At 59.9% G+C, this 24,487-nt stretch carries 24 protein-coding genes and 3 pseudogenes; 10 read left to right on the top strand and 17 right to left on the bottom strand.

Features of this window, described 5'->3' with window-relative positions; genetic code table 11:
* Window positions 1-3: 3 nt before the first annotated feature.
* Complete coding sequence (locus ACNAZS_RS02250) at window positions 4-456, bottom strand: hypothetical protein (protein WP_415785714.1); 453 nt, start codon at window positions 454-456, stop codon at window positions 4-6.
* Window positions 457-522: 66 nt separating this feature from the next.
* Window positions 523-1,809: a hydroxymethylglutaryl-CoA reductase, degradative gene (locus tag ACNAZS_RS02245; protein WP_415785712.1), complete on the bottom strand. Its 1,287-nt coding sequence runs from the start codon at window positions 1,807-1,809 to the stop codon at window positions 523-525.
* Between the two features lie 157 nt (window positions 1,810-1,966).
* Here ACNAZS_RS02245 and ACNAZS_RS02240 point away from each other — a divergent pair, with 157 nt between their 5' ends.
* From ACNAZS_RS02240 to ACNAZS_RS02230, 3 genes are all read left to right on the top strand, one after another.
* Entirely contained in the window at window positions 1,967-3,367 is a 1,401-nt protein-coding gene (locus ACNAZS_RS02240; RefSeq protein ID WP_415785710.1) for an aminotransferase-like domain-containing protein, read from the top strand.
* 397 nt (window positions 3,368-3,764) lie between these two features.
* The gene (locus ACNAZS_RS02235) at window positions 3,765-4,172 is read left to right on the top strand and encodes a YbaN family protein (RefSeq protein WP_415785708.1); all 408 of its coding nucleotides are present in this window, start codon (window positions 3,765-3,767) and stop codon (window positions 4,170-4,172) included.
* A gap of 237 nt (window positions 4,173-4,409) precedes the next feature.
* The gene (locus ACNAZS_RS02230) at window positions 4,410-5,669 is read left to right on the top strand and encodes a multidrug effflux MFS transporter (protein ID WP_415785706.1); all 1,260 of its coding nucleotides are present in this window, start codon (window positions 4,410-4,412) and stop codon (window positions 5,667-5,669) included.
* A gap of 30 nt (window positions 5,670-5,699) precedes the next feature.
* Here the strand turns inward: ACNAZS_RS02230 and ACNAZS_RS02225 are convergent, their stop codons facing one another.
* The 5 genes and pseudogenes from ACNAZS_RS02225 to ACNAZS_RS02205 form a co-directional block, all read right to left on the bottom strand.
* The gene (locus ACNAZS_RS02225; RefSeq protein WP_415785704.1) at window positions 5,700-7,547 is read right to left on the bottom strand and encodes a choice-of-anchor I family protein; all 1,848 of its coding nucleotides are present in this window, start codon (window positions 7,545-7,547) and stop codon (window positions 5,700-5,702) included.
* Window positions 7,548-7,668: 121 nt separating this feature from the next.
* The gene (locus tag ACNAZS_RS02220; RefSeq protein ID WP_415785702.1) at window positions 7,669-8,265 is read right to left on the bottom strand and encodes an NADPH-dependent F420 reductase; all 597 of its coding nucleotides are present in this window, start codon (window positions 8,263-8,265) and stop codon (window positions 7,669-7,671) included.
* 27 nt (window positions 8,266-8,292) lie between these two features.
* Window positions 8,293-9,060, bottom strand: coding sequence for an SDR family NAD(P)-dependent oxidoreductase (locus ACNAZS_RS02215; RefSeq protein ID WP_415785700.1), 768 nt, complete (start codon window positions 9,058-9,060; stop codon window positions 8,293-8,295).
* Window positions 9,061-9,124: 64 nt separating this feature from the next.
* Window positions 9,125-9,656 (bottom strand): annotated as a pseudogene (locus ACNAZS_RS02210) (SDR family NAD(P)-dependent oxidoreductase); the annotation flags it as partial.
* A gap of 1 nt (window position 9,657) precedes the next feature.
* Window positions 9,658-9,859, bottom strand: a 202-nt coding sequence (locus ACNAZS_RS02205; protein ID WP_415785698.1) for an SDR family NAD(P)-dependent oxidoreductase, incomplete at its 3' end; no start/stop codon positions are given.
* A gap of 122 nt (window positions 9,860-9,981) precedes the next feature.
* Between ACNAZS_RS02205 and ACNAZS_RS02200 the strand changes: the two genes are divergently transcribed.
* The 3 genes from ACNAZS_RS02200 to ACNAZS_RS02190 all read left to right on the top strand — a co-directional run bounded on the left by ACNAZS_RS02200 (window position 9,982) and on the right by ACNAZS_RS02190 (window position 12,718).
* Complete coding sequence (locus tag ACNAZS_RS02200; protein WP_415785696.1) at window positions 9,982-10,560, top strand: TetR/AcrR family transcriptional regulator; 579 nt, start codon at window positions 9,982-9,984, stop codon at window positions 10,558-10,560.
* Window positions 10,561-10,737: 177 nt separating this feature from the next.
* On the top strand, window positions 10,738-10,956 hold the full coding sequence (locus ACNAZS_RS02195; protein WP_415785694.1) for a SlyX family protein: 219 nt from the start codon (window positions 10,738-10,740) through the stop codon (window positions 10,954-10,956).
* Window positions 10,957-10,960: 4 nt separating this feature from the next.
* A complete protein-coding gene (locus ACNAZS_RS02190; protein ID WP_415787027.1) occupies window positions 10,961-12,718 on the top strand; it encodes an ABC transporter ATP-binding protein in 1,758 nt (585 codons plus the stop codon).
* A 49-nt stretch (window positions 12,719-12,767) separates the two neighbouring features.
* On the opposite strand, the gene ACNAZS_RS02185 is transcribed toward ACNAZS_RS02190, so the two are convergent.
* From ACNAZS_RS02185 to ACNAZS_RS02170, 4 genes are all read right to left on the bottom strand, one after another.
* Entirely contained in the window at window positions 12,768-13,196 is a 429-nt protein-coding gene (locus ACNAZS_RS02185; protein ID WP_415785692.1) for a DUF4168 domain-containing protein, read from the bottom strand.
* A 134-nt stretch (window positions 13,197-13,330) separates the two neighbouring features.
* Entirely contained in the window at window positions 13,331-14,608 is a 1,278-nt protein-coding gene (locus ACNAZS_RS02180; RefSeq protein WP_415785690.1) for an RNA polymerase sigma factor, read from the bottom strand.
* Window positions 14,605-15,015, bottom strand: a complete 411-nt coding sequence (locus tag ACNAZS_RS02175; protein WP_415785688.1) for a VOC family protein — start codon at window positions 15,013-15,015, stop codon at window positions 14,605-14,607. The genes ACNAZS_RS02180 and ACNAZS_RS02175 overlap by 4 nt, the downstream gene beginning before the upstream one ends.
* Window positions 15,016-15,160: 145 nt before the next feature.
* Window positions 15,161-15,514: a YciI family protein gene (locus ACNAZS_RS02170; protein ID WP_415785686.1), complete on the bottom strand. Its 354-nt coding sequence runs from the start codon at window positions 15,512-15,514 to the stop codon at window positions 15,161-15,163.
* Window positions 15,515-15,633: 119 nt separating this feature from the next.
* Here ACNAZS_RS02170 and ACNAZS_RS02165 point away from each other — a divergent pair, with 119 nt between their 5' ends.
* Window positions 15,634-17,310, top strand: coding sequence for a SulP family inorganic anion transporter (locus tag ACNAZS_RS02165; protein WP_415785684.1), 1,677 nt, complete (start codon window positions 15,634-15,636; stop codon window positions 17,308-17,310).
* Between the two features lie 18 nt (window positions 17,311-17,328).
* On the opposite strand, the gene ACNAZS_RS02160 is transcribed toward ACNAZS_RS02165, so the two are convergent.
* Window positions 17,329-17,958, bottom strand: a complete 630-nt coding sequence (locus ACNAZS_RS02160) for a DUF937 domain-containing protein (protein ID WP_415785682.1) — start codon at window positions 17,956-17,958, stop codon at window positions 17,329-17,331.
* Between the two features lie 145 nt (window positions 17,959-18,103).
* Here ACNAZS_RS02160 and ACNAZS_RS02155 point away from each other — a divergent pair, with 145 nt between their 5' ends.
* A complete protein-coding gene (locus tag ACNAZS_RS02155) occupies window positions 18,104-18,970 on the top strand; it encodes a ParB N-terminal domain-containing protein (protein ID WP_415785680.1) in 867 nt (288 codons plus the stop codon).
* 38 nt (window positions 18,971-19,008) lie between these two features.
* Here the strand turns inward: ACNAZS_RS02155 and alkB are convergent, their stop codons facing one another.
* The 4 genes and pseudogenes from alkB to gorA form a co-directional block, all read right to left on the bottom strand.
* A complete protein-coding gene (gene alkB / locus ACNAZS_RS02150; protein WP_415785678.1) occupies window positions 19,009-19,659 on the bottom strand; it encodes a DNA oxidative demethylase AlkB in 651 nt (216 codons plus the stop codon).
* 91 nt (window positions 19,660-19,750) lie between these two features.
* A complete protein-coding gene (locus ACNAZS_RS02145) occupies window positions 19,751-20,086 on the bottom strand; it encodes an I78 family peptidase inhibitor (protein ID WP_415785676.1) in 336 nt (111 codons plus the stop codon).
* 120 nt (window positions 20,087-20,206) lie between these two features.
* Window positions 20,207-21,299 (bottom strand): annotated as a pseudogene (locus tag ACNAZS_RS02140) (3-deoxy-7-phosphoheptulonate synthase); the annotation flags it as partial.
* Between the two features lie 78 nt (window positions 21,300-21,377).
* On the bottom strand, window positions 21,378-22,736 hold the full coding sequence (gorA, locus tag ACNAZS_RS02135) for a glutathione-disulfide reductase (protein ID WP_415787025.1): 1,359 nt from the start codon (window positions 22,734-22,736) through the stop codon (window positions 21,378-21,380).
* A gap of 187 nt (window positions 22,737-22,923) precedes the next feature.
* Between gorA and ACNAZS_RS02130 the strand changes: the two genes are divergently transcribed.
* Complete coding sequence (locus ACNAZS_RS02130; RefSeq protein ID WP_415785674.1) at window positions 22,924-23,220, top strand: hypothetical protein; 297 nt, start codon at window positions 22,924-22,926, stop codon at window positions 23,218-23,220.
* A gap of 18 nt (window positions 23,221-23,238) precedes the next feature.
* Window positions 23,239-23,928: pseudogene (locus ACNAZS_RS02125) on the top strand (GNAT family N-acetyltransferase); the annotation flags it as partial.
* 54 nt (window positions 23,929-23,982) lie between these two features.
* On the opposite strand, the gene ACNAZS_RS02120 reads toward ACNAZS_RS02125, so the two are convergent.
* Window positions 23,983-24,318 (bottom strand): thioredoxin domain-containing protein, encoded by a 336-nt coding sequence (locus ACNAZS_RS02120; RefSeq protein ID WP_415785672.1) that lies wholly within the window; start codon window positions 24,316-24,318, stop codon window positions 23,983-23,985.
* Window positions 24,319-24,487: the final 169 nt, after the last annotated feature.

Here is a 24,487-nt window from a genome sequence, read left to right as displayed (position 1 = left end):
TTGTTAACGGCCGGCGGCCGAGGCACGCTCGGCTGCCTCGGCTTCGGCGAACAGATCGTAGAGCTTGAGCTCTTTGAGTTCCTGGACCGCGACAGGCGGCAGGTCCGCGAGGCGCCCCATGCCGCCTGATTGCTGGGCGAGTTCGTCCAGGACCTCTTGTCGCCATTGTGGATCGACGGAGATTTCCGTTTCGGTCACGGCGCGTTTTGGCGGAAAGGCACGAGCGCAAATCACGCCTGCGATGATGCAGCCCGCCAAGCCGGCCAGCATCGCGTATGCGTGTGCAAGTTGTCGGGACTCGACGATCGACGCCAACCATTCGCTGGCGCTGTAAAAGCCCAGCACGCTAATCCCGATGCCGATCCCGATCGCCCAGGCCAAGTGCCTGAGATCGACCGTATCGCCCCAGACCTCGGCGAGCTGCCCGGCCCGAGGGTCCTTGTGCTTGGATGTCATGTGGTGTGTCTCCAGGGATGTTGAATGCGCCGTTGAGGTGGTCGGCGCTTTTTTTGAGGGATGACTTTACTTGTCGCGCAAGGCTTGCAGAATCTCGAGCGCGCGATCAGTCCGCACGTCATGCTCGGCGGCGAGTTGTTTGGCGACGGCGTCGACTTCGTCACCGACGGCACCCGCGACCAGGGCGATGTTGCGAGCGTGCAAGGCCATATGGCCGCGCTGAATTCCTTCGGTAGCTAACGCTCGCAATGCGCCCAGGTTTTGCGCCAGGCCCACGGCAGCGCAGATTTCGCCGAGATCCTGGGCGCTCTTGACCTGCATAATTTTGAGCGCCAGGCGCGCAAGGGGATGGGTCTTGGTCGCGCCGCCCACCAGGCCTACCGGCATGGGAAGCTCGATGGTGCCGACCAGCGCGCCGCTATTGTCTTTTTCCCAACGGGTCAGCGAGGTGTAGCTACCTTGTTGGCTGGCGTACACGTGGGCGCCTGCCTCGACGGCCCGCCAATCATTGCCGGTCGCGACGATGATGGGGTCGATACCGTTCATGATGCCTTTGTTGTGCGTTGCGGCACGGTAAGGATCAATCGCGGCAAAAGTATAGGCATCTAACACGCCTTCGATGATGGATTCGCCGCTGCGTTCTCGCGTGGCCAAGGTTTGTGGCGTGACGCGCACGCGTGCCCGGGCCAGACGCAAATCCGCCAGGTTGGAGAGTATCCGCAGACGCACGGAGCCACCCGTCAGCGTTTCGACCAGGGGGGCGACCGATTCCGCCATGGTGTTGACCGTATTGGCACCCATGGCGTCGCGCACGTCCACGATCAGGTGCATGACAATCATCGGACCGCGGGGGGTGTCGGCAAAGACATGGACTTCGATGTCCTTGCAGCCGCCGCCCAAACCGATCAATACCTTGTCGCGGCTGTTGGCGCGTTCGAGGATCTGGTCACGGGCCTGGAGCAGGGCGATGCGGGCGCTGTAGGGGTCGGACATGCCCAGGACTTGTACCTGGGCGCGCATCAGGGGCAGGGTGCTGGAGGTCTGAAAACCGCCATCCTCACGGGCCAGTTTGGCCATGTACGAAGCCGCCGCGACGATAGAGGGTTCTTCTACCGCCATGGGAATTAATACGTCGCGGCCATTGATCTGGAAATTGGTGGCCACGCCCATGGGGAGTTCAAATGTCCCAAAGACGTTTTCGATCATGCCGTCGGCCAGCGTGGTCGGCAGCGCACCCGGCTGGGCGACCAGCGCGCGTTCGTCATCAGTCAGATCGCAAGCAGTGGCCAGCGCATCCCAGCGTTCAGCGGGGGTCAGGGCACGAAAGTTGGGCAAACGGGAATCAGCAACCACGGAAAGGCTCCAAAAGCGTAGAGAATGCGGAACAATGGAGCGCACTGTATTGAAGCTGCACCATTTATAAAAGGTACAGTTTGTGCAAACAGTATCATTGCGGTGCAACAATTTCGGTGTTGCCGCGTATCCGTTGTAAGAAGGGAGTTCATCACACATGGGCGTTCAACGTCCCGGCACCATTGCCCAAAAACTGGCCGACGCGATTGGCCAGCAGATCTCCGACGGGGTGTATCAACCCGGCGACAAGCTGCCATCGCTGCGCGAGTTGGCGCGTCTGCATCGATATGCAACGAATACGGTGGTCTCTGCGTTCGAGATGCTGGTTTCGCGCGGCATGATCGAGCCGCGTCGGGGCTCGGGCTTTTTCGTGTTGCCGCAATTGCAGCGCAATGTGCGGACCGACGAAGACTCCGGGCAACTGCATCGGGCGATGGACACGGTCTGGTTAATGCGCGAACAGCTAAAGAGTCATCCCGATACCACTGCCGTGGGCGATGGCTTTCCGCCTATCGAATGGCTGGCCGATATGCGCATGGACCGCTATCACCAAAAGGTGGTGCGCACTGGGTTGAGTTCGTTGTTTCGTTACGGGCATCGCTACGGTTATGCCCCGCTGCGCGATAGTCTGGTTCGTAAACTTGGCGTGTTGGGACTAGAGACCAGCGTGAATCAACTGGTCCTGACTCAAGGCGCAAATCAGGCGCTGGATTTGGTGATTCGCTATTTTGTGCCGCCAGGGGCGACGGTTCTGGTGGATGAGCCGGGCTATTACTTGTTGTTTGGAAAATTGAAACTTGCTGGCGCACGGGTCATCGGTGTGCCGAGATTACCTGATGGTCCGGATTTAGCGGCGTTGGAATCTATCTTGATACGTGAACGTCCAAGGCTATTTTTCACGCAATCAGTGGCACACAATCCTACGGGCTCCGATATCAGCGCGGCAAAGGCCTATCGCGTTTTGCAACTGGCAGAACGCCATAATTTGCTAATCGTCGAGGACGACCCGTTTGCCGATTTCAAACCCCCATCGAGTGTGCGTCTTTCTACGTTAGATCAGCTCGAGCGCACGATTTATATCGGGAGCTTTTCCAAATCATTTTCGGCCGCGCTACGCGTAGGTTTTATCGCCTGCAATGCCACCCTGGCCAGTGACCTCGCGGATCTGAGCGCACTGATTCACGTGAGTGGCTCCGAGTATTGTGAACGAATGGTCGACATCATGCTGCGTGAAGGGCACTACGAGCGCCATCTTGTCAAGCTGCGTCAAAAACTGAGCGCGGCTTGCGCCTCTGCCCAGCAGTGGCTGGACGACCATGACTGCGAGGTCTTTGTCCGCAGCGGACAATCGCTCTATCTCTGGGTGGCATTTCCGGGCGTTCGTGACTCGTTGCAATGGGCGCAGGAGCTGTTGACCCGTAACGTGAAAATGGCGCCGGGACGATTGTTTCACCTCGATTCGGCTGCTGTCTCACGCTGGTCCCGCTGCAACGTTGCCGCCATGCTGGACCCGCGTTTTCAGCGGGCTGTGGAGGGGTTGTTAAGCCGCGAGAGGTGACGGATTTGTCTCGGCTGGTGTGGTAAATGTCCCAGGCGATACATACACTCTCCAGAACGCATCCAAAACGGCGAGACGGACCGGTTATCGACGTAGCAAAAATAACCCTACAGGTTAATGTCGCGAAACAGCAGCGACGCGTCCCTCGCAAAGTCGTCACGGAATTGCAGGCGATAACCCGGTGATTCACGCAGTTGGACGCGGCGTGCATTTGTGGCCACGTAAGCCCTGGCGTCGTGCACGATGGCAACGGTACGCAGCCATTGAGGATTGACGACGCGGCATGACCTGGCGCGAGACCGGCGCGCCACCGGACAGGGGGCCGAAGGGGTACCATTTGCGCAGAACTGCCTGGCACAGGGCTGGCGGTCGGACTGAGGGTTGAAAGGACGTGGGTATGGCCGATGGGCAGCAAGACCGCGGGCACACCGGCCGCTGGACGCGCAGACTGTATGGGGCGCTGGGCATATTGATGCTGGTGCTAGGGATCATCGGTATCCTGTTGCCCGTGATGCCCACGACGATCTTCCTGATTTTGGCTGCGGCGTGCTTTGGCCGAGCCTCACCGCGTTGGGAGGCTTATCTGCTGCAGCACCCGCAGTTCGGCCCGCCGATCGTGGCGTGGCGAGAGCAGGGCGCTATTTCTGCGCGTGGCAAGGCGTTTGCTGTCTTGGGGATCGCAATAGGGTTGGCGGTTTTTTGGTACACCGTCGACCCGGTATGGTGGTTGGGAGCACTGGTCAGCATAGGGATGGCGGGCTGCGCAATATGGCTGTTAGCTCGCCCCACGCCGCGTACTTCTTAAGGTCGCTATGGCTCCGGCTGTTGGGCCCAGGTTCGGCGCAGCCGCAATGGGTAGCCGGCGCTGAACAGCAGGGCGCGCAACGTCGCGATCGCGCGCACGCTTGTCCTCTCGCGTTGGTGCCAAACTGAGTGACCCTTTGTCCGCTGAGCGTCGTTGGCGCTTTGGCGACGCCGTGACGAGGATTTTAAGCAGGAGGGTCTTTGAGCTACAATTAATTGATGCGTCATTTAATTCCTCATGGACACTCCTACGTTGCCGCAAGGCACTATTAACGACCAACGCACGTCGCAGACCACCTCAGACGTGCCGCAATCTCCCCCTCGCGTTGAACATGTGCCGCTTTGGCTGCTAGCGTTGTTTACGTTCAGCGGGACACTGGCCATGCATATCTTTGTCCCGGCGTTGGCGATGGCCGGCCAGGACCTGAATGCAAGCAATGCCGCCATGCAAATGACGGTCAGCCTGTACATCATCGGGCTGGCGGCGGGGCAATTGATCTATGGTCCGCTTTCCGATCGCTATGGGCGCCGCCGTGTCTTGATGGCGGGGTTGGTGCTTTATACCGTGGCGGGGTTTGTGGCGGCGTTGGCGCCGCAGGTCTACGCCCTGATTGCCGCGCGCCTGTTTCAGGCCCTGGGCGGCTGCGCGGGCCTGGTATTGGGCCGCGCGATCGTACGTGATACGGCCACCTCGACCGAGGCCGCAAAGCGATTGGCTTTGATGAGCCTGATGGTGACTGTAGCGCCGGGGGTCGCACCCGTTGTGGGGGGCGCGCTGGCAGGGTGGCTGGGATGGCGGGCCGTGTTGTTCAGCCTGTGTGTGCTGGGCATCGTGAATTTCATTCTGGCGTGGCGGATGCTGCCCGAAACAGGGATCACGCTGGCCCGCGTTTCGATGGCGACCCTGTTGCGCCACTATCGGCAATTACTCGCGTCCAGGGCGTTCCTGGGCTATGCGATCGGCGGTGGATGCGCGACGACGTCCATGTTCGCCTTCGTCGCCTCGGCTCCATTCATTTTTGTGAATCAATTGCATCGGCCGGCGCAAGAGGTCGGGGTGTATCTGGCGATACTGGTGTCCGGCGTGTGGCTGGGCAGTATGCTGACGTCGCGGCTGCTTGGCAAAATGCCGATGGGTCGCCTGATGGTTGCGGGCAGTGCGTTGAGTGCGCTGGCCGCGGTACTGTTTCTGGTGGTGGTGCTGGCGGGATATGCGACGGTTGTGCCGATTGTCGCGCTCATGTTTTTTTATATGTTTGGCTGCGGCATGGCTGGGCCTATCTCGTTGAGCATGGCGGTCAGCCTCAATCCCCTGGTGATCGGTTCTGCAGCGGGCCTGTATGGTGCGTTGCAGATGGGGGTCGGGGCGGTCTGCGCCGCGTTGGCAGGACTGGGGACATCGCCCGCACTGTCAACGGCATTGGTGCTGACAGGCGCGGGATTGTCGGGACAGTTGCTATTCCGGATCGCGTTGCGCGGGCGCGCGGCGCCGGGCTGAACGCCCGCACACCGCGCTGACTATCCAGGATTACAGCGCGTCGTCTTCCAGAACAATGCGATAGATCGACGTCGTACCGCTGACTTCATTGCCCACAATCAACAGGGGCTCGCCGTTAGGAGAGTCGGCGGCGGACACAAAGACCAGGCCTTCCGGTCCGAGGTCGCCGGCCGCACCGGGATCCTTGTCGGAATCCACGCTGAAGTCACGCGAATTGATATAGGTCGTGAATACCGGGGCCGCCGGGTCGCTGATGTCGTACACCATGACGCCGCCGATGCGTTCCAGACCGACAAAGGCGTAGGTCTTGTCACTGATCGACCCTAACGCCACACCCTCGGGCTCGGGACCTTTGTTATCGCTGCGATCGTCAAACAGGGTTTCGTCGTGTCCCGAGTTGAACCAATCGGGATACGCCTGGGCCGTGATCTTTTCGAACTGATCGCCAGAGTCCCACACCAGATTGCCGTCCGCATCGCGGATCGAGAACGAGCGCGCGCCGTAGGCATAGAGCGTGTCATAGACCAGTCGACCGTCATCGCTCAATTGCGGCGTGCCATCGGCATTTTGTTTGTAGCCCATGGTCCAGGTCACGGTCAGGCGACCTAGCTGGTCGTCTTCGCGGCAATCACCTGGATCGCCTTCGGTCGCGCCGCAATAGGCAAAGACCGTCGGATCCAGCAGTCCGCCGGGCGCCAGTTGACGCAACTGGGGCGGGAGGTCGTCACCCGCGCGTCGGTCAAAGCCGCTCTTGTGTACCAGGTGTTTGACGCGGAACTCGTCGACAAAGCCCGGCGCGTTGGATGCATCCAGCCCCAGCCAGTTGCCGTCGGCGTCGCGGCCCCAGTTCCAGTAGTCGTCGTTGTCCTCGCCCCAGGGACGGCTATCGCCTTCGTTGGCAGTCACGATGTACGTAGCGCCGCCCGCGGTGTAGGCCGCAATCGCATCGGGCATATACAGGCCCTTCACGCCAGCCAGGGGAGCGATCTTGATTTTGCCATCTGTGTCGCTGACGTCCAGACCGTTACCGTCGGCGCCGTGGTCTTTGGCACCGAGCGGCAGGATGTCGGTGACGCGGGCGTTGGCGACGTCCAGTTTGGCGAGTGCGTTGCTTTCTTGCAGGGACACCCAGGCGGTTGCGCCATCGGCGGACACGGCAATGTATTCAGGCTCGATGTCTTGTGCGGCCGTGGCACGAGGGCCGACCAGACGCACGCCTTGTGTGCGCAGCGCCGCCTCTTTACCGTTCCAGTCGGTAAAGCCGGCCGTGCGCGCGGTGGGGGCGGCGGGGTTGGTGATATCGATCACGCTGATCGAACCTTCGGGATCGACGGTGTAGTCGTCAGAGGGCTCGCCTTCGTTGGCAATCAGGACCGTCTTGCCATCGGGCGTGAAGGTCACCATGTCGGGCAGCGAGCCGACCTTGACGGAGCCCAGCAGCGCGAGCGATTGGGCGTCGTAGAGGGCCAGATAGCCCGGATCGGTCTTGACCGGCGCCTGAATGGCGACGGCGACCTTGCCGCCGTTGACCGCAACACTGTTGATCTCGGCGCCGGCCAGAACGGCTTCGGCGTCGAGGGTGCCGATGTGGCTGGGTGTCGCGGGGGTTTGCAGATCCAGGATGTCGATCTTGCCGGACAGGGCATTCACGACAAAGACGCGTTTGGTGGCGGCGTCGTAGGCAGGAATTTCGGCGGCACTGACACCATACTCTTTGGTCTCATAGCGGCCGATGAAGTCGACGGAAGCGATGTGCCGAGCCGTTTCGGATACGGGCGGCGGCACATCGTCCTCATCGTCGTCGTCATTGCTGCTGCCGCAACCCAGCAGGATCAGCGGCAAAAGAGTAGCTGCCGCAGCCAGTTTCCATTTTTTCATTTTTGCTGTCGCTTGATATGGAGTGTGTAAGAGTCGACAGACTAGGTGCGGTTTGTTTCCATTTTGTTACAACAATATATTTGTTGGGATTTAATCGCATGGCAATTTGCCTCACGACTCATCATTCGAATTTGACTAAATCCTTAAAGATCAGGTGGCCCCAGCTATTTCCGCGCGCATGCACAAGCAGTCCGCCTTCCAAAAGCCCGCCAAGTTTGATCGGCGCGAAACCGAGCTTTTCTGCAAGCGCACCGACCTCCGCTGCGGCACCGTCATCATCGCTCGCCAGAAACACGACTCTCCTGCCACCGTGTACGGCCGGATCTTGGTCAAGGACACCAGCGACTAAATGGTTGAAGCCTTTCACCAGCTTAGTTCCGGTGAACGCCTTCGCGACCACGGCAGAGGAGGGAAGACCGCCCAGTTCCTCAAGCGGGGCTAACGTATTCATCGCGTCGATGATGGTTTTTCCCTTCCAGTTCGGCAGGGCCTTTGCGACCGCCGGGTGCGACTCGAAACGGACAGCCAAAAAGATGACGTCCGCCGTGACGGCTTCCTCGAGGGTTTTGGGGATGATCGCGGGCCCGATCGCGGCCGCCTCGGACGCAAAGCTTTCCGGGTCGCGCGTGGTTGCAACAGATACTTCGATGCCACTGCGGGCAAACGCTTGGGCAAGGGCTTGTCCGATCTTGCCGAAGCCGATAATTGCGTAGTTCATATATTTTCCTTGAATTTTTAGGTGCGATCAGAGCTTGTAGCCGCCGCTCGCTTCAATCGTCTGGCCGGTGACCCAGCGACCTTCATCGGAGGCCAGGAACGCCACGACGGCGGCGATTTCCGAAGGCTCGCCAAAGCGTCCCAGCGCGATTTCGGCTTCGACCGCCTTTACGAGTTCGGGATTCTCTCGGAGGGCGGCGTTTACGTCCGTTCGCGTGTAACCCGGTGCTACTGCGTTCGCGGTAATTCCGCGCGGCCCCAGTTCGGACGCCAGTGCATGGGTCAGATTGTTGATGGCCGCTTTGGCCATCGAGTAGATGGGCGCGGCTGTCACGGGCTTCGTAGCGGCAGCGGAAGAGATGTTGATGATGCGTCCGCCATCGGCGAGACGATCCAGAGAGGCCTGAACGATGAAGAAGGGCGCGCGGGTGTACACCGCCATCAGAGTATCCCAATTGTCCGGCGTCGCGTCTTTGAAGCCGACCCAGCCGGAATTGCCAGCGTTGTTGACAAGAATGTCGAGGGCCTTGCTTCCGTTCCGCTTGGTGAACTCCTCATCGAGTCTTTCGAACAAGATCGGGATGGTCGCCGGGTCAACGAGGTCCGTGTGGATCGCGAACGCAGTGCCGCCCGCCTTTTCGATGGCCGTGACCGCCTCGTCTGCGCCAGATTTGCTGGTGTTGTAGGTCAGCGCGACCGTCGCACCATCCTTTGCAAGACGTTCGGCGATGGCGCGACCAATGCCCCGCGATGCTCCGGTGACGAGAGCAGTTTTTCCTTTAAGAGCTTGTTCCATTTGATTTTCCTTTGTAGGTGTAGTGATAACCAGATCACTGGCGTGAGCGGCTGAGTGTCACGCGTCAGATTTGCGCCAGGCCGCCGTCAACGGCGACCTCGCTGGCGGTCATAAAGCTGCTGTCCGGCGATGCGAGAAAGGTAGCCACAGCTCCGATCTCCGCTGGATCGGCCATGCGCTGGAGCGGATTCATCGAGGCGAAGGCCTTTTGGCCCTCTTCGCCGAGCGCTGCCTTTGCAAGGTCGGTCGCAGTTGGCCCAGGCGACAGCACGTTGACCCGGATGCCCGTGCCCTTCAGATCCTCGGCCCAGGTCTTCGCGAGGTTGCGCACTGCCGCCTTGCTCGCGCTATAGGCGCTGAATGCCGGGGCGCCCGTGGTGCCGGCGCTCGATCCGGTTAGGATGATCGAGCCGCCCGCACCCATCAGCGGAAGCGCTTTCTGGACTGTGAAAATCGTGCCCTTCACGTTGGTGTCGAAGGTTTCGTCAATATGCTCGGCGGTGATCTTGCCGAGCACAAGCGGGCCTCCCGCCCCGGCATTGGCGAAGACGATGTCGAGGGTTCCACGTTCGGCCTTCACCGCCGCGTAGAGCCGGNCGAGATCGGCCTGATCGGAGACCGAGCCCTTCACTGCGCGGGCATTGGGCCCGAGGTCGGCCACGGCGGCGTCGAGTGCTTCCTGCCGGCGGCCGAAGAGGTAGACAAAGGCGCCTTCCTCGATGAAACGCTTTGCCGCGGCAAGGCCGATGCCGGTAGCGCCGCCGGTAATCACGGCCGTCTTTCCATTAAGTCTGTTCATGTCATGTGCCCTGTTGTGGGAGTTACGTGGAAGTTGGAGAAATGCTGTATGACGTTGTATGATGTGGACCACCGATCCATATGTGAACTATATGGATCACTGATCCATTTGTCAACATTCCTATGCGAGCCGACGCCAAAAAAAATCGCAACCAAATCCTCACGGTCGCGCGCGACGCCATCAGCGAGCATGGCGCCGACGCGTCGATGCGCGATATTGCTCGCCGAGCCGGCGTTGGGTTGGCGACGCTGCTTCGTCATTTCCCGACGCGAGAAGCCCTATTCGAAGCGTTGCTGTGTACCAATCTGGACGCACTGACGCAGAAGGCAGCCGAACTCGAAACATCGACTTCGGCTGACGAAGCCCTTCTTGCTTGGTTTCGAGAATTGGTCGTATTTACCCAAAGCTACAGAGGCGTTGTCGCTATGATGGCGGCCGCTCACTCGAACCCGGACTCTGCTCTTTATGCGTCGTGTGCAGCGGTGCACTCAGCTGGCGCGCGACTACTGGTCCGTGCGCAAGGCGAGGGAACGGCGCGCGCCGATATGAATGGGGACGACCTGTTCGCCTTGATAACGGCTCTCGGCTGGACGGTTGACCAACCGTCATTCGCGTCGCGGGCGGATCATCTCGTCCACCTCATTACGAGCGCCATCCTGACAAGCCGGCCTGGCAACGATGCAAAGAAGGCAACGGGCTGAATCAGATCAGCATCGGATGCTTGATGGTCGCCCTCGGCCACACGAAAAAAGGCCGATGCGCTCGGAGCTTGATGGCGGACATTTTTCGTCGGCGCGGTTTTTTTGACAAGCTGCGATAATGCCTGCGATGGCGGCAGCGGGGTTGCACGCCTCGGATTGTCTTAGGGTGGAATTGCTATGGATGCGTCTTCTGATACGGATCGTCGCTTGGCGGATCTCGAGATCAAGCTCGGCTTGGCCGACGATATGCTGGACCAACTGAATCAGGCGCTGTTTCGTCAGCAACAATTGATCGAGCGCTTGGCCCGCGAGCTGGGCGAGTTGCGGCAACAAGTACCCGAGGGCGCAGGAGGCAGTTTCCGTAGCTTGCGTGACGAAATTCCGCCGCACTACTGATCCGATGCGCATTCTGTGGTCTTATCTGCGGCCCCACGGGCGCCTAGCGATACTGGCCTTACTGCTGGCAGCCGCTAGCCAGGTATTGGCACTGATCGATCCGATCATTTTTGGCAAGATCATCGACGATTACGCGATTAATCGTGCAGGCAAGACCGACGACGAACTGGTGTCGGGTGTGTTGATGCTGTTGGGGTTGGCGGTGTTGATTGCCGTGTTGTCGCGGTTGGCCAAAGCCTTGCAGGAATACACGACGCGGCTGGTCGTGCAGAAATTTGGTACGCAATTATTCAATGACGGCCTGAGGCAGGCCATGCGCCTGAAATTCCAGGAATTCGAAGACCTTCGCAGCGGTGAGACGCTGTCGCTCCTGCAAAAGGTACGCAGTGATTGCGAGCGCCTTATCAATACGTTCATTAATACGGTGTTTGCCGCGCTGGTGGGGGTGGGGTTTCTGGTGTGGTATGCCGTCGCACGGCATTGGCTGCTGGTCCCGGTATTTCTGATTGGCGTGCTGGTGTTGGGTGGTTTGACGGGGTTATTAAGCCGCGAGATCAAGACGCAGCAGCGTTCCATTGTGCGCGAGACCAATCGCAGCGCCGGGTTCATTTCCGAGTCGCTGCGCAATATCGAATTGATCAAGAGTCTGGGTCTGACTTTTCCCGAAATCCGGCGCTTGCAGGCGCAGACCGTCCGCATCTTTGAACTCGAGATGCAGAAGGTCAAACGAATTCGGTTGCTGTCGTTTTTGCAGGGCGTGACGCTCAGCCTGTTGAAGCTGGCCATTCTGTTTGCCTTGTTGTGGCTGATTTTTCGCAATGTGCTGAGTACCGGTGAATTGATCGCCATGCAATTCATCTCTGTGGCGATCTTTGCGCCTTTGCAGGAGTTGGGCAATATCATTCTGGCGTATCGAGAGGCCGAGGCCTCGTTGTCGAATTTTGAGGCGTTGATGAAAACGCCCATCGATCGACGCCCGGAGGCGGCGCAAGATTGCGGGCCCATCACGCAATTGCGTTTTGACAAGGTGACCTTTCGCCACAAGGGCGCACGCGATAATGCCCTGGATAGCGTGTCATTCTCGGTGGCACTGGGAGATACCGTCGCGTTTGTGGGACCATCGGGCTCGGGTAAGTCGACGTTGGTCAAGCTGCTGCTGGGGCTTTATACGCCCGCGCAAGGCGAGGTGTTCTACAACGATATTTCCACGCGTGTGCTGCGCTATAACCGGGCGCGTCGCCAGGTAGGACTGGTGACACAAGAGCCTTATTTATTTGCCGGGACACTGCGCGACAACATTCGCCTGGTGCGCGCTGATGCGACCGATGAGGAAATCACGCATGCGATGGAGCAGGCCGCCTGTGCGTATCTGCTGAACAAGTCTCCCGACGGCCTCGATACCACGATAGGCGAGATGGGGTTGAAGCTCTCGGGAGGCGAAAAGCAACGGCTATCCATCGCACGCGCCTTGATACGTCAACCGAGATTGCTGATTTTCGACGAGGCTACCTCGGCACTGGATTCGCTGACGGAAGAGCAAATATCCGATACGGTGCGTGGCATCTCGGCCAGTCGGCGGCAGATCACGTTGTTGATCGCGCATCGACTCTCGACGATCATGCATGCCGATACGATCTTTGTACTGGAAAAGGGCCGCATCATCGAAAGCGGGACGCACGCCGAGCTCTTGGCGCAAACCGGCTTGTACTACGCCATGTGGCGTCAGCAGATTGGCGAACGGCCAGCGGTGCCGCAACAGTAATAAAAAAAGGTCGCCACCGGGGCGACCCTGATATCGCTAAGCGATGCGTTTATTGCGGTGTCGTTGCGCCGCCTGCGGGGGCATTTTTCTGTGCGATGTCGATGACACGCTTGCGCAGTGCCGGATCCTGTTCGACAGCTTGTCCGATGCCGTTGAACTCATCCACGGTCAAGCCATCGGCTTGGACCATTTTGACCATTTTTTCATCGGCTTCGCGATAAACCTGTTCGCGAGCGGGATCGTCTTTGGCGGCTTGCAGCTTGGGCCGGTATTCATCGGCGACCATCGCGACCTTTTGTGAGGCACTGGCAAATTTTTCCAGTTGGCTATCGGTCGGTTTGAGGATCGGCTGTGCTGCTGCGGGTGCTTGGGCAGGGGGCTGCGCAGCCGGTGCCGTTTGAGCCAAAGCGATAGCGGGCGAAAAGCTCGCAGCAACAATGGCAGCAGCGGCAAAGAAAGCGTGGGTCGAACGCGGCATTGAGACCTCCTTCGTTAAGTAAACTTCGTAGAGGTCCATGATGACAAGTTCACCCGCTTGGGTTCAAGCTTTCGGATGTTTACGCATGTGTCTGCCTACAGGGGGAGCAATATTACAGGGCGTTTCAAGGGGGATCAGGAGTTGAGTTTCCGGGCGCGAGCCAGTAGAAACTCTTTTTCACGGGCGTTCCGTGTGAGATCGGCAGCGCGTTGGAACTCGGCGCGGGCTTCGGCGCGGCGGCCGAGGCGTTCTAGAAAATCGGCTCGTACGCTGGGCAGTAAGTGATAGTGGGCTAACGCGGGGTCGGTGGTCAGCGCATCCGCCAGTGCCAGCCCGGCTTGTGGGCCAACGGCAAACCCCACTGCTACGGCGCGATTTAACTCGACGATAGGGGAAGGGGCGACTTGTATCAGGGCGTCATACCAGGCGACGATCTGCGGCCAGTCCGTGTCGTCGGGGTGCGCCGCGCGCGCATGGCAGGCGGCAAGCGCGGCTTGTAGCGTATACGGACCTAAGGGCTCTTGTTGTGCTTGGGCGCGTTGCAGTGCGGCCAGACCACGGCGGATCTGCTGTGGATCCCAGCGGCCGCGGTCTTGTTCCATCAGCAGGATGGGTTGACCTTGTGCATCCGTTCTGGCGGCCAGCCGCGAAGCCTGCAGCTCCATTAATGCGAGCAGTCCATGTACCTCGCCTTCTTGTGGGGCCAGTTCCGCGAGGACACGTGCGAGTCGCAATGCCTCGTCGCATAGTCCCGGACGTATCCAGTCGTCTCCTGCCGTCGCTGCATAGCCTTCGTTGAAAATGAGGTAAACGACTTCGAGTACTGAGGCCAAGCGCGCGGTGAGTGCCTGGCCTCGGGGGACCTCGAATGGGATCCGAGCGTCACGCAGCACACGCTTGGCACGAACGATACGTTGGGCGATTGTGGCTTCGGGCACCAGGAAGGCGCGCGCGATTTCGTCGGTGCGCAAGCCGCCCAGCAGACGCAGCGTCAGCGCCACCCGCGCTTCGGCCGATAGCATGGGGTGGCATGCCGTAAATATCAGCCGCAGCAGATCGTTGCCGATCTCGTCTTGCCGAGCGTCGTCCAGCGCGTCGACAAAATCGGGTTCGACATGGGTTTGCAAGGCATCCATTTCATAACCCAATTGCTCATGTTTGCGTTCGTGCAGCGCATGTTGCCGTAACCGGTCAAGGGCGCGGTTTTTAGCCGTGGTCATCAGCCAGGCGCCTGGTTTGTGCGGAATGCCGTCGCGAGGCCAATGTTCGAGTGCCGCGACCAGCGCGTCTTGTGCCAGTTCTTCGGCCAGGCCAATGTCACGCACGACGCGCGCGACACTGGCGATGACCTTGGCGGACTCGCTGCGCCAGACGGTTTCGATAGCCTGGTGGACGGCGTCACGTGATGTCATTCGGTCGGCATTTCGGCGTTGGGATCCATGTACATGAGTTCCCAGATATGGCCGTCCAGGTCTTCGAAAGCATGCCCATACATGAAGCCATAGTCTTGGGCCTCTCGCGGCACGGTACCGCCTGCCGCAACGGCGCGTGCCACCAGATCGTCAACCTCGGCGCGGCTTTCGCAAGACAGGCACACAAGGACCTCGGTACTTTCCTTGGGGTCGCACAGGGGTTTGTTGACAAAGGTCTTGAAATATTCCCGCGTGAGGAGCATGGCGTACAGGTTTTCGCCGAGCACCAGGCAAGCGGCATTTTTATCGGTGAACTGGAGATTGAAGTCCAACCCCAGTTTCCGGAAAAAATCCATGGCGGCGGGTAGATCAACCACGGCCAGATTCACGAAGATTTGTTTATGCATGATGGATGGCTCGTAAAGTAGGGTTCAGGGCAACTGCCCATCAAGGGCGGCTGTTATGTCTACGACGAAGCAACCTTCTCAAGAACGACATCAAAATGGAATTAATAGGGAAAACCCGATATATGACAATGTGATGCCCGCCGGCCTAGGCAAAGCAGGGACCGAGTTCGCGTATTTCGACCGTGCACCACTGGGCAGCGGGGCATTCGGCCGCGATGGCGACGGCCTGTTCGCGCGTCTCGCAATTCAGCAGAAAAAAACCGCCGATCATTTCTTTGGCTTCGGCATACGGGCCGTCCAGCAGGCGTTGCCGGCCGTCACGGACCTGTAGTTTGACGCCGTCGGTTTCCGATTTGAGGGATTGTGCGTCTTGCAGCAAACCGCGGGATTTCAGATCGGCGGCGTATTGCAGCATGCTGTCGTAGGCGGCCTGGCCCGCCTCGGGTGTACGCTGCGCGCGTTGGCCGATGGGTTCGACAATAAGCAGCATATAAGACATGGAAATCTCCGGGGCGAGTAGAAAGCTGAAGTCTATCCGGGAGAATTCAGTGCTGCGTAGCGGTAGACTGTGACATTCTGTACTGAAGCCCGGGCCGGGCGGCATATTCGTATCCAAGGATGGACGACGTGATTGCGTTGCGTGAAGCTTACAGGGCGGGTCTGTTTCAACGTCAGCATTGGCTGCCGAATATTGTGTCAGGGGTGATTGTGGGGGTGGTGGCCTTGCCGTTGGCGATGGCATTTGCCATTGCCTCAGGGGTAAAGCCGGAACAAGGTCTGTATACCGCGATTGTGGCGGGCTTGGCGGTGTCTATCTTTGGGGGCAGTCGACTGCAGATCGCCGGCCCAACGGGTGCATTCATCGTGATTCTGGCGGCGATCGTCGCCGAGCATGGCGTGGGCGGGCTACAGATTGCGACCATGATGGCGGGCGTGATCCTGATGTTGTTGGGTGTGGCACGCATGGGAGCGGTGATCAAGTTCATCCCCGCACCTGTGATTGTGGGTTTTACGGCCGGTATCGGCGTCATTATCTGGGTCGGGCAGTGGAAAGACTTCTTTGGACTGTCCAACGTTACCGGGACACACTTTCACGAGAAATTTTGGCAATTACTGCAGGCCTTTCCGAACTTGCATGTGGCGACGACGGCGCTTGCCGTGCTGAGTCTGGCGTTGTTGATCGTGTCTACCAAGATTGCCTATCTGAAACGCGTGCCTGCCCCAATGATTGCCCTGATCGTGGCCACGACGCTGCAGGCAGTGTTCGGTTTTGACGGCGTGGCGACGATCGGTTCGGCATTTGGCGGGGTACCTCAGGGGCTGCCGACCTGGGAATGGCCGGAGGTGACCCTGTCCAGGGTGATCGAGTTGATCGGCCCCGCCTTTGCGATTGCCATGCTGGGTGCGATCGAATCGCTCCTGTCGGCGGTGGTCGCCGATAGTATGGCGGGGACTCGCCACAACTCTAATCAGGAATTGATCGGCCAGGGGATTGCGAATATCGCCGCGCCGCTGTTTGGCGGCATTGCGGCCACGGGTGCGATCGCCCGGACGGCGACGAATATTCGTAACGGGGGAACCAGCCCGCTGGCCGGTATCATGCATGCCGTCACACTGATTGCCATCATCGTGGTGCTGGCGCCATTAGCGGAGAATGTGCCGTTGGCGGCCTTGGCGGCTATTCTGTTTATGGTCGCCTGGAACATGAGTGATTTACGGCACGTCGTCAAAATGCTGCGACGCGCCCCGCGTGCCGACGTGGTGATTTTGCTGGTGACCTTTGCCTTGACGGTGTTTGCCGATCTGGTCGTGGCGGTGAATATCGGCGTGATTCTGGCGACACTGCATTTTCTGCGTCGCATGGCATCCAGCGTGGGGGTGCGGCAAATGGGTCACGATGAACTGCGGCGTGAATTGACGACGCACAGTATGGACGATCTGCCCGACGATGTGATGGTCTATATCGTCGAGGGGCCGCTGTTTTTTGCGGCGGTGGAGAATTTCGAGCAGACGCTGGCGTTTAGCAAAACGGAACCCAGAGTACTCGTCATTTGCTTGCGTCGGGTACCGTTTGTGGATGTGACTGGATTGCAGGTCCTGGAGGACGTCATCGTGCGTCTGCGTGCCCGCGGTGTACGCGTGTTGCTGGCCGAGGCGAATCCGCGGGTGCAAGGCAAGTTGCGCAAGGCCATGATTGCGGAGCTGATCGGCCCGCAGGCGATATTTGAGACGCTGGCGCAGGCTCTGGTGGCAGGCCAATCGTCACAGACTACGCCGCGGGCGGCCACGGCATAGTCTGCGTGTCGTGCGGAGTTAACGCTTGCCGAACAGTCCGCCGCCCATCTTCAGCAGATCGCCCAGGCCGACTTGACCGTCGCCGTCCTGATCCAGCATCGAGCCCAGCAGGCCGCCACCCAGGCCGCCTTGCTGTTGAACGGCATCACGTTCCTGGCCCAGCTCGGAGCCGAGGCTGCCGGCATCCATGTTGTTGCCCTGCATGCGCTTGGCCAAGAAGGCCATGACGATAGGGGCGAGGATCTGCAGCAGGTTCGAGGCGTTGCCGCCGCCCAGGCCGGTGGCCTGGCCTAGATTTTCTTCGGCGCGTTGTTGGTTACCGCCAAAGATGTTGCCCAGAATGCTGGCACCGTCAACTTGCGCGGCATTGGCGCCTGCGCCCGCGCCGCCGCCCAGCAATGAACCCAGCAGGCCGCCCAGGTCGGCGCCACCACCAGCATGATCACGCTCGAGGGCGCCGAATAAAGCTTGAGCGCCTTGGGGCTGTGATGCGTTTTGGCCCAGCGTGCCCAACAGCATCGGGATGGCTGCACTGACGGCATCCTGCGTCTGGGCGGTATCGGTGCCCAGTTGTTGAGAGATTTGCTGCATCGGTCCGCCTTGCAGCTGCGCCAGCAATTCGTCGGAAAGGGTAGCAGGGGAGTTCATGGTGTGTTCTTCCTGGGTAAAGGTACGGAAAGCGTACCACCGGGCCGCGTCATGTGGGCGTTATTAACACTTGTTGACATATGGTCCGGGCGCAGCGTGAGCAGGCGCTCGGTGTTCTAATAGCGGTCGCGCAGTTGACCGACAAATGATCGTCACGATGACTATCCAGATTAACGAAGAATTACGAACCTATATTGACCCCCTGAGTGCGGAGGAATACGAGGCACTAGAGCACAGCCTGCTGGCCGAAGGGTGCCGCGATGCGCTGGTGCTGTGGGGGGATGTCCTGGTGGATGGGCATAATCGCTATGCGTTATGCACCAAACATGGCATTGAGTTCAAGACGATTCAAAATACCCGTTTTACCTCGATGGATGATGTACGGCTGTGGATGATTGAAAATCACCTCGGCCGCCGCAGCGTGTCGGATTTCCAGCGGGGCGTGCTGGCGTTGCGAAAAAAGGAAATCCTGCAGCAGCGGCAGCAGGCATTGCAAGCTCGTCAGGCACAGCAGGCCGAGACGGATCAGGCGAGCGACGGGCCCGCACCCGCGCAGCCGGTGGTCATCCCCAATCGTCAGGCATTGGCCCGTGCGGCCAGGCTAAGCAGCAATACGCTGGGCCAGATCGAGAAAATCCACAAGGCCGCCGCGCCGGAGCTGGTGCGCGCCGTGCGGTCGGGGGATATTTCGATTAATGCCGCCGCCGCAGTCGCAGCGATGCCGGCGGAGCAGCAGGTCGCGGCCGCCGCCGAGGGCCGCAAGGCACTAAGGGAGTTGGCCCGTCAGGCGCGCGAGGCCAAGGCGCAAGCAAAGTCGCCAGCGGGGGACGACGCGTCGAATGTGGCCGAGGGCGCCGAGGCTGAGCCGCCCATTGAGGCGATTGAGGATTATCCCGCCGAGGTTGCCCGCCTGCGGCGTCTGGTAGCGTCGCTGACCGAAGAGCGCGATGGCTTGAAGAAAAAAGTCATGCATCTGACCGTCGCCTTGGCCGAGGCGCGCAACGATAAATAGGCAAGGGTGCAGTGAGGCCACGGTCGGATGAACGGTGCCTAGCCAGCTTGGCGGAACGTCAGGTTGATGCGTGCGGCCCCGAATAATGGGTGCGTGGCATCTTTCAGGGGCGAGACGGCGTGATAGCGTAGCCGGTCCGGTCCCCCCCATACTGCAACGTCACCGTGCTGCAGCAAGACGCGTTGCGCACGGTCGCTGCGCTGCAGGCCGCCGAACAGGAAGACGGCGGGGATGCCCATTGATACGGACACAATCGGTGCATCGAAATTTCGTTCATTTTTGTCTTGGTGCAAGCTCACACCAGCGCCAGGTACATAGCGGTTGATCAGGCAGGCATCCGGTTGAAAATCCGAAAAACCGGCCGCGTCCGCCGCTGACCGAGCAAGAGACAAGAAGGTGTCGGGCAGGGCGGGCCAGCATTGGCCGGTCTGGGGATCGGTATCGCTATAGCGGTATCCGCGTCGATCCGTGGTCCAGCCCAGCGCGCCGCAGTTGGTGAGGGCGACGGACATCCGGAATCCACCCGGTGTCACCATGTGGCGCGGTGGTGCTGCCGTGAAGATGCGATCCAGGTCGGGTAGCAATGCCTCGACATAGGGCAATGCCAGGCCGCGCAGGACCACGGCTCGCGGTCCCAGTGGGACGTCGAGCAGGGGAATGTCGTCAGGGGCGAATAAATCCAGATTCATGGCGTGGCCAGTGCGTGCTGTCTATACCCGAAGGATAGACAGCGGAGTGCCCGGGGGCACTCCGACTCTTGCGCTTGAATTCGGACGAAACTCAGCCGCAGCGTATGGCGCTGATCGCGCCGTTGTCTTCGATGATGACGTTTACGCGGGCGGGGTTGTATTCCATGGTCATGACCTGACCAGGCTTCAATACGCGTATTTGATTGGCGCCGGCGCCCGACTGGATATCGCTATCGAGGGACTCCGTGTACTGTTGACCCACCAAGTTCTGCACGGCTTGGGCGTCGCAGGTGCCGGGCTGAGTGCTGCCCGAGGACATGCTGCCACCACCGGACGTCGTGGTATCGGCGGGAGCCTGTTGTGTACCGGGCGACGCGCAGGCAGTCAGGATGGCAGCGAGGATAATGGGGGTCAGCTTGCGAATCATGAGGGCTCCTTCGTACGGAATAGACCTCCATAATAGGCCAGCTTGCCCGCCGATAGGTTCAATTGTCCGACGAGTGGCCGGGCGGGATGTTGCGGAGAGTTACGCAGCGTTGCATCCCGATCAGACGGCTTGGCGTGCGCGACGTTGGCGCACGGCCTCGGCCAGACCGACGAGCACGGGCTCCGTTTGCGCCCAGCTCAGGCAGGCATCGGTAATGGACACGCCGTGACGCAACGTTACGCCGGGCTTCAGGTCCTGTCGGCCGGCTTCCAGGTGGCTTTCAATCATGACGCCGATGATGCGCTGATCGCCATTAGCGAGCTGAGTTCCGATATCACGCGCGACATCGATCTGACGCTCGTGCGATTTGTTGGAGTTCGCGTGCGAGCAGTCGATCATGACTTGTTCGCGCTGTCCGGCTGATTTGAGGGCAGCGCAACTGGCCTGAACATTGGCCGCATCATAGTTGGGGCCTTGTTTGCCACCGCGCAAGATGACATGGGTGTCGTCATTACCGCGCGTTTCAAAAATCGCGGCTACTCCCATCTTGGTCATACCCATGAAGGCGTGCTTGGCGCTGGCCGCGACGATGGCATCGGCGGCGACCTGCATGCTCCCATCCGTGCCATTTTTAAAGCCCAGCGGGCAGCTCAAGCCCGAGGCCAATTGACGATGACTGGGGCTTTCTGTGGTGCGCGCGCCAATGGCGCCCCAGGCGACCAGATCCGCAATGTACTGCGGGCTGAGCAGATCGAGAAACTCGGTGCCGATGGGCAGGCCCAGCGCGCCAATTTCCAGCAGCAATTCGCGTGCGCGGCGCAGGCCTTCGTTGATGCGGAAACTGCCGTCCAGGCGGGGGTCGTTGATATACCCCTTCCAGCCCACGGTGGTGCGCGGTTTTTCGAAGTACACGCGCATGACGATCAGCAGATCGTCGCTGAGCGACTGTGCAGTTTCTTTCAAATGGCGGGCGTACTCCAGGGCCTGGTCGTGATCGTGGATGGAACAGGGGCCTACGACGACGACGAGCCGGTCATCGCGACCATGAAGCACATCGGCAATGCGCACGCGCGCGTCTTCGACCAAGGCCAGCGTCGAATCGGGGATAGGCAATTCGTCCTGCAGCAGGGCTGGCGAAATCAGCGGGCGTACGGCATCGATCCGCACGTCATTGATACGAGTGGTGTCTTGGGTGGCGCCGGGCTCGCCGGCGNCACGGTCGTATAGTGGGGTGTTGCTGGGGGTCATAACAGTCTCAGGTGGCGGGGCTGCGCGATTATCGCATTCGAAATCACGCCTGAACGGGCGTACGCAGGGTGACGAACTCTTCGGCAGCCGTCGGATGGATGCCGATGGTTTCGTCAAACACCTGCTTGGTGGCGCCGGCTTTGAGCGCGACCGCCAGGCCTTGCATAATTTCGCCGGCGTCGGGCCCCACCATATGGCAGCCGAGTACACGGTCAGTGTCGGCATCCACGACCAGTTTCATGAGCGTCTTTTCCTGGATGTCGGTCAGCGTGAGCTTCATGGGACGAAAGCGGCTCTCGAAACGCTTGACGCGATAGCCGGCTTCGATCGCGGCCTCGGTGGTCAGACCAACCGTGCCGATATTGGGCAGGCTGAAGACGGCCGTGGGGATCAGGTTGTAATCGACCTTGTGGTATTCCGTGGGCTTGAACAGGCGGCGCGCCACGGCCATGCCTTCGGCCAGCGCGACGGGGGTGAGCGGTACGCGACCAATCACATCGCCGATGGCCAAAATGGACGGCTCGCTGGTCTGGTATTCGTCGTTGACCGCGATAAAGCCGTTGTCATCGAGCGTCACAGCCGTATTTTCGAGCCCCAGGTTATCGAGCATGGGGCGGCGGCCGGTGGCGTAAAACACGCAGTCGGTTTCGATGAGATCGCCATTCTTGAGGGTGGCCACCAGCGTACCGTCGTCGCGCTTGTCAATGCGGGCGATATCGGCATTAAAGCGCAGGTCCACGCCCTTTTTTATCAACTCGTCGCGCAGGTGCTCGCGCACACTGCCATCGAACCCGCGCAGGAATAGCTCGCGCCGGTATAGCTGGGTAGTTTGGGCACCCAAACCATTGAATATGGAGGCAAATTCGACGGCAATATAGCCACCGCCCACCACCACGATCCGACGTGGCAATGCCTTCAGAAAAAACGCCTCGTTCGAGGTGATCGCGTGCTCTTTGCCCGGGAGATCGGGGATCTGCGGCCACCCACCGGTCGCAACCAGGATGTGTTCGGCGGTGTGGCGTTCGCCATTGATCTCGACGGTATGAGGATCCACCAGACGGGCATGCCCCTCGTGCAAGGTGACGCCACTGTTGACCAGCAAATTGCGATAAATCCCGTTCAGGCGTTCGATCTCACGGTTTTTGTTGCCGATCAGGGTTGGCCAGTCAAAGCCGGGCGCGCCCACTGTCCAGCCAAAGCCGGACGCTTGCTCGAAGTCCTCGTGAAAATGTGCCCCGTAGACCAGCAGTTTTTTCGGCACGCATCCGACGTTGACGCAGGTGCCGCCCAGATAGCGGCTTTCCGCAACTGCTACGCGGGCGCCGAATCCGGCGGCAAAGCGTGCTGCGCGCACACCGCCTGAACCTGCGCCTATGACGTATAAGTCAAAATCGAAAGCCATCATTTTTCCTTGTTACGAGTCTTTCTGAAAAGAACGGGATGAAAGGGCTAATGTTAAACCGCAAATCGGCGGGTATCCTGCGACCTGGCCAGTTATTCCATAGGCACGGCGGTCATAGTTGAGATACATTCTGGCGGTGGCAGTGCCGGTTGAGGCTGCGTTCGGGGTGACCCTGTGATGAGAATGCATGCAGACAGAAAATAGTTTCTTCGGTTCGGTAGGCGCCATACTTGGCGAAGTAATCCGTGCCATCGTGTCCGGCATCCGTTATGTGTTTGGCGGATTCGGTTCGGCGATCGGCGATTTTTTTTCGGGATTGGCGGGCGCCTTGGGTATGAGTCCGTCGGTGTTCAATTTTGCGTTGTTGATTCTGGGCCTGCTGTTGTTCTGGGCTGCGATAAAAGCCTTCATTGGCCGCTCCATCGTGTCGGGCCTGTTCTGGCTGCTATTGGCAATGCTGTTATTGAGTGGATTGATTGGGTAGATCAAAAGGATCTTTGTGATGTCGACGAGTGCTGTGTCCGAACGCCCCGTGGGGGAGCCTGTACCGAACTGGGTCGCGCGTCCGCGGCCCGCACGCGAACCCATGGTTGGTCATTACTGCCGGCTGGAGCCGGTCGACGTCGAACGTCATGGCGCGGCGTTGTACGCCGCCTTTCGCCAGACGCCGGAGGATGCCGATTGGACGTACATGTTCGCCGGCCCGTTTCCCGACGAGGCCAGCTACCTGACGCATGCGCGCGCGATGCAGGCCTCTGAGGACCCACAGCACTTCGCGGTGATCGATCTGGCTAGCGGGCAGGCGGTGGGTACTTTGTCTTCCATGCGTATTGATCCGGCCAACGGGGTGATGGAGGTCGGCAATGTGGCCTATTCAGATTTGTTGAAGCGCACCCCGGCAGCGACCGAAGCCCAGTATCTCTTGATGTGCCGTGCGTTTGATCAATTGGGGTATCGCCGCTATGAATGGAAGTGCGATAGTTTGAATGGCCCGTCACGGGCTGCCGCGTTGCGCCTGGGATTTCAGTTCGAAGGGATCTTTCGCCAGGCGGTGGTGTACAAGGGGCGCAATCGCGACACGGCGTGGTTCTCGATCGTGGACGGCGAGTGGCCGGCCGTCCGCGAGGCGATGACGCAGTGGTTGGCGCCACACAATTTCGATGAGGCTGGCCGGCAGCGCCGTCGTCTTTCGGATTTGATCGCCGCGGTCCGGCCTGGCTGATCGTTCGTGCTACGGACCGGCGCCCTAGGGCAGCTCGGCGGGATAGCTATCGAGTGCCAGGCTGATTTGCTGACGTAAATCCCATTCGGCCAGCGAGGCATTGACCTGGCCGTAATAAGCCCCGTCGCGCGTCAGAAACAAGGCAGGTAAGTGAAAGACCTCGTAGCGCTCGACTAAGCCGCCGTTATCACCCGCATCAATCCAACACAGACGATCGACCGGCAAGTCCAGGTTGGGCAGTTGCTCGCGAGCGACCTTGCAGGTTGCGCACGTGCGGCTATGGAAGGCCAGTAGTGACGAGCCTGGCGCGTCCAGCAAATAGCGGTCGGCGGTACTGTCGTTGAGTTCGATTTGCTGCATGGAGAGTGCGCCAGTACGATTCGGCCCCCATCATATCGCTTTCTTGGGGTTTACCCTGCTGAGTGACCCGTTGTGTGATGAATGGAGTACCCTCACTACGCCGCGAGGCCGCGTCAGTGCTTGCGCGAGCGCCGATCAGTTATTGGGGACGCTACAGAAATACGATGTT

The organism is Bordetella tumulicola (genome assembly GCF_965138755.1).
Taxonomy (GTDB): domain Bacteria; phylum Pseudomonadota; class Gammaproteobacteria; order Burkholderiales; family Burkholderiaceae_B; genus Bordetella_A; species Bordetella_A tumulicola.
This window is presented reverse-complemented; position numbering and strand designations above follow the sequence as displayed.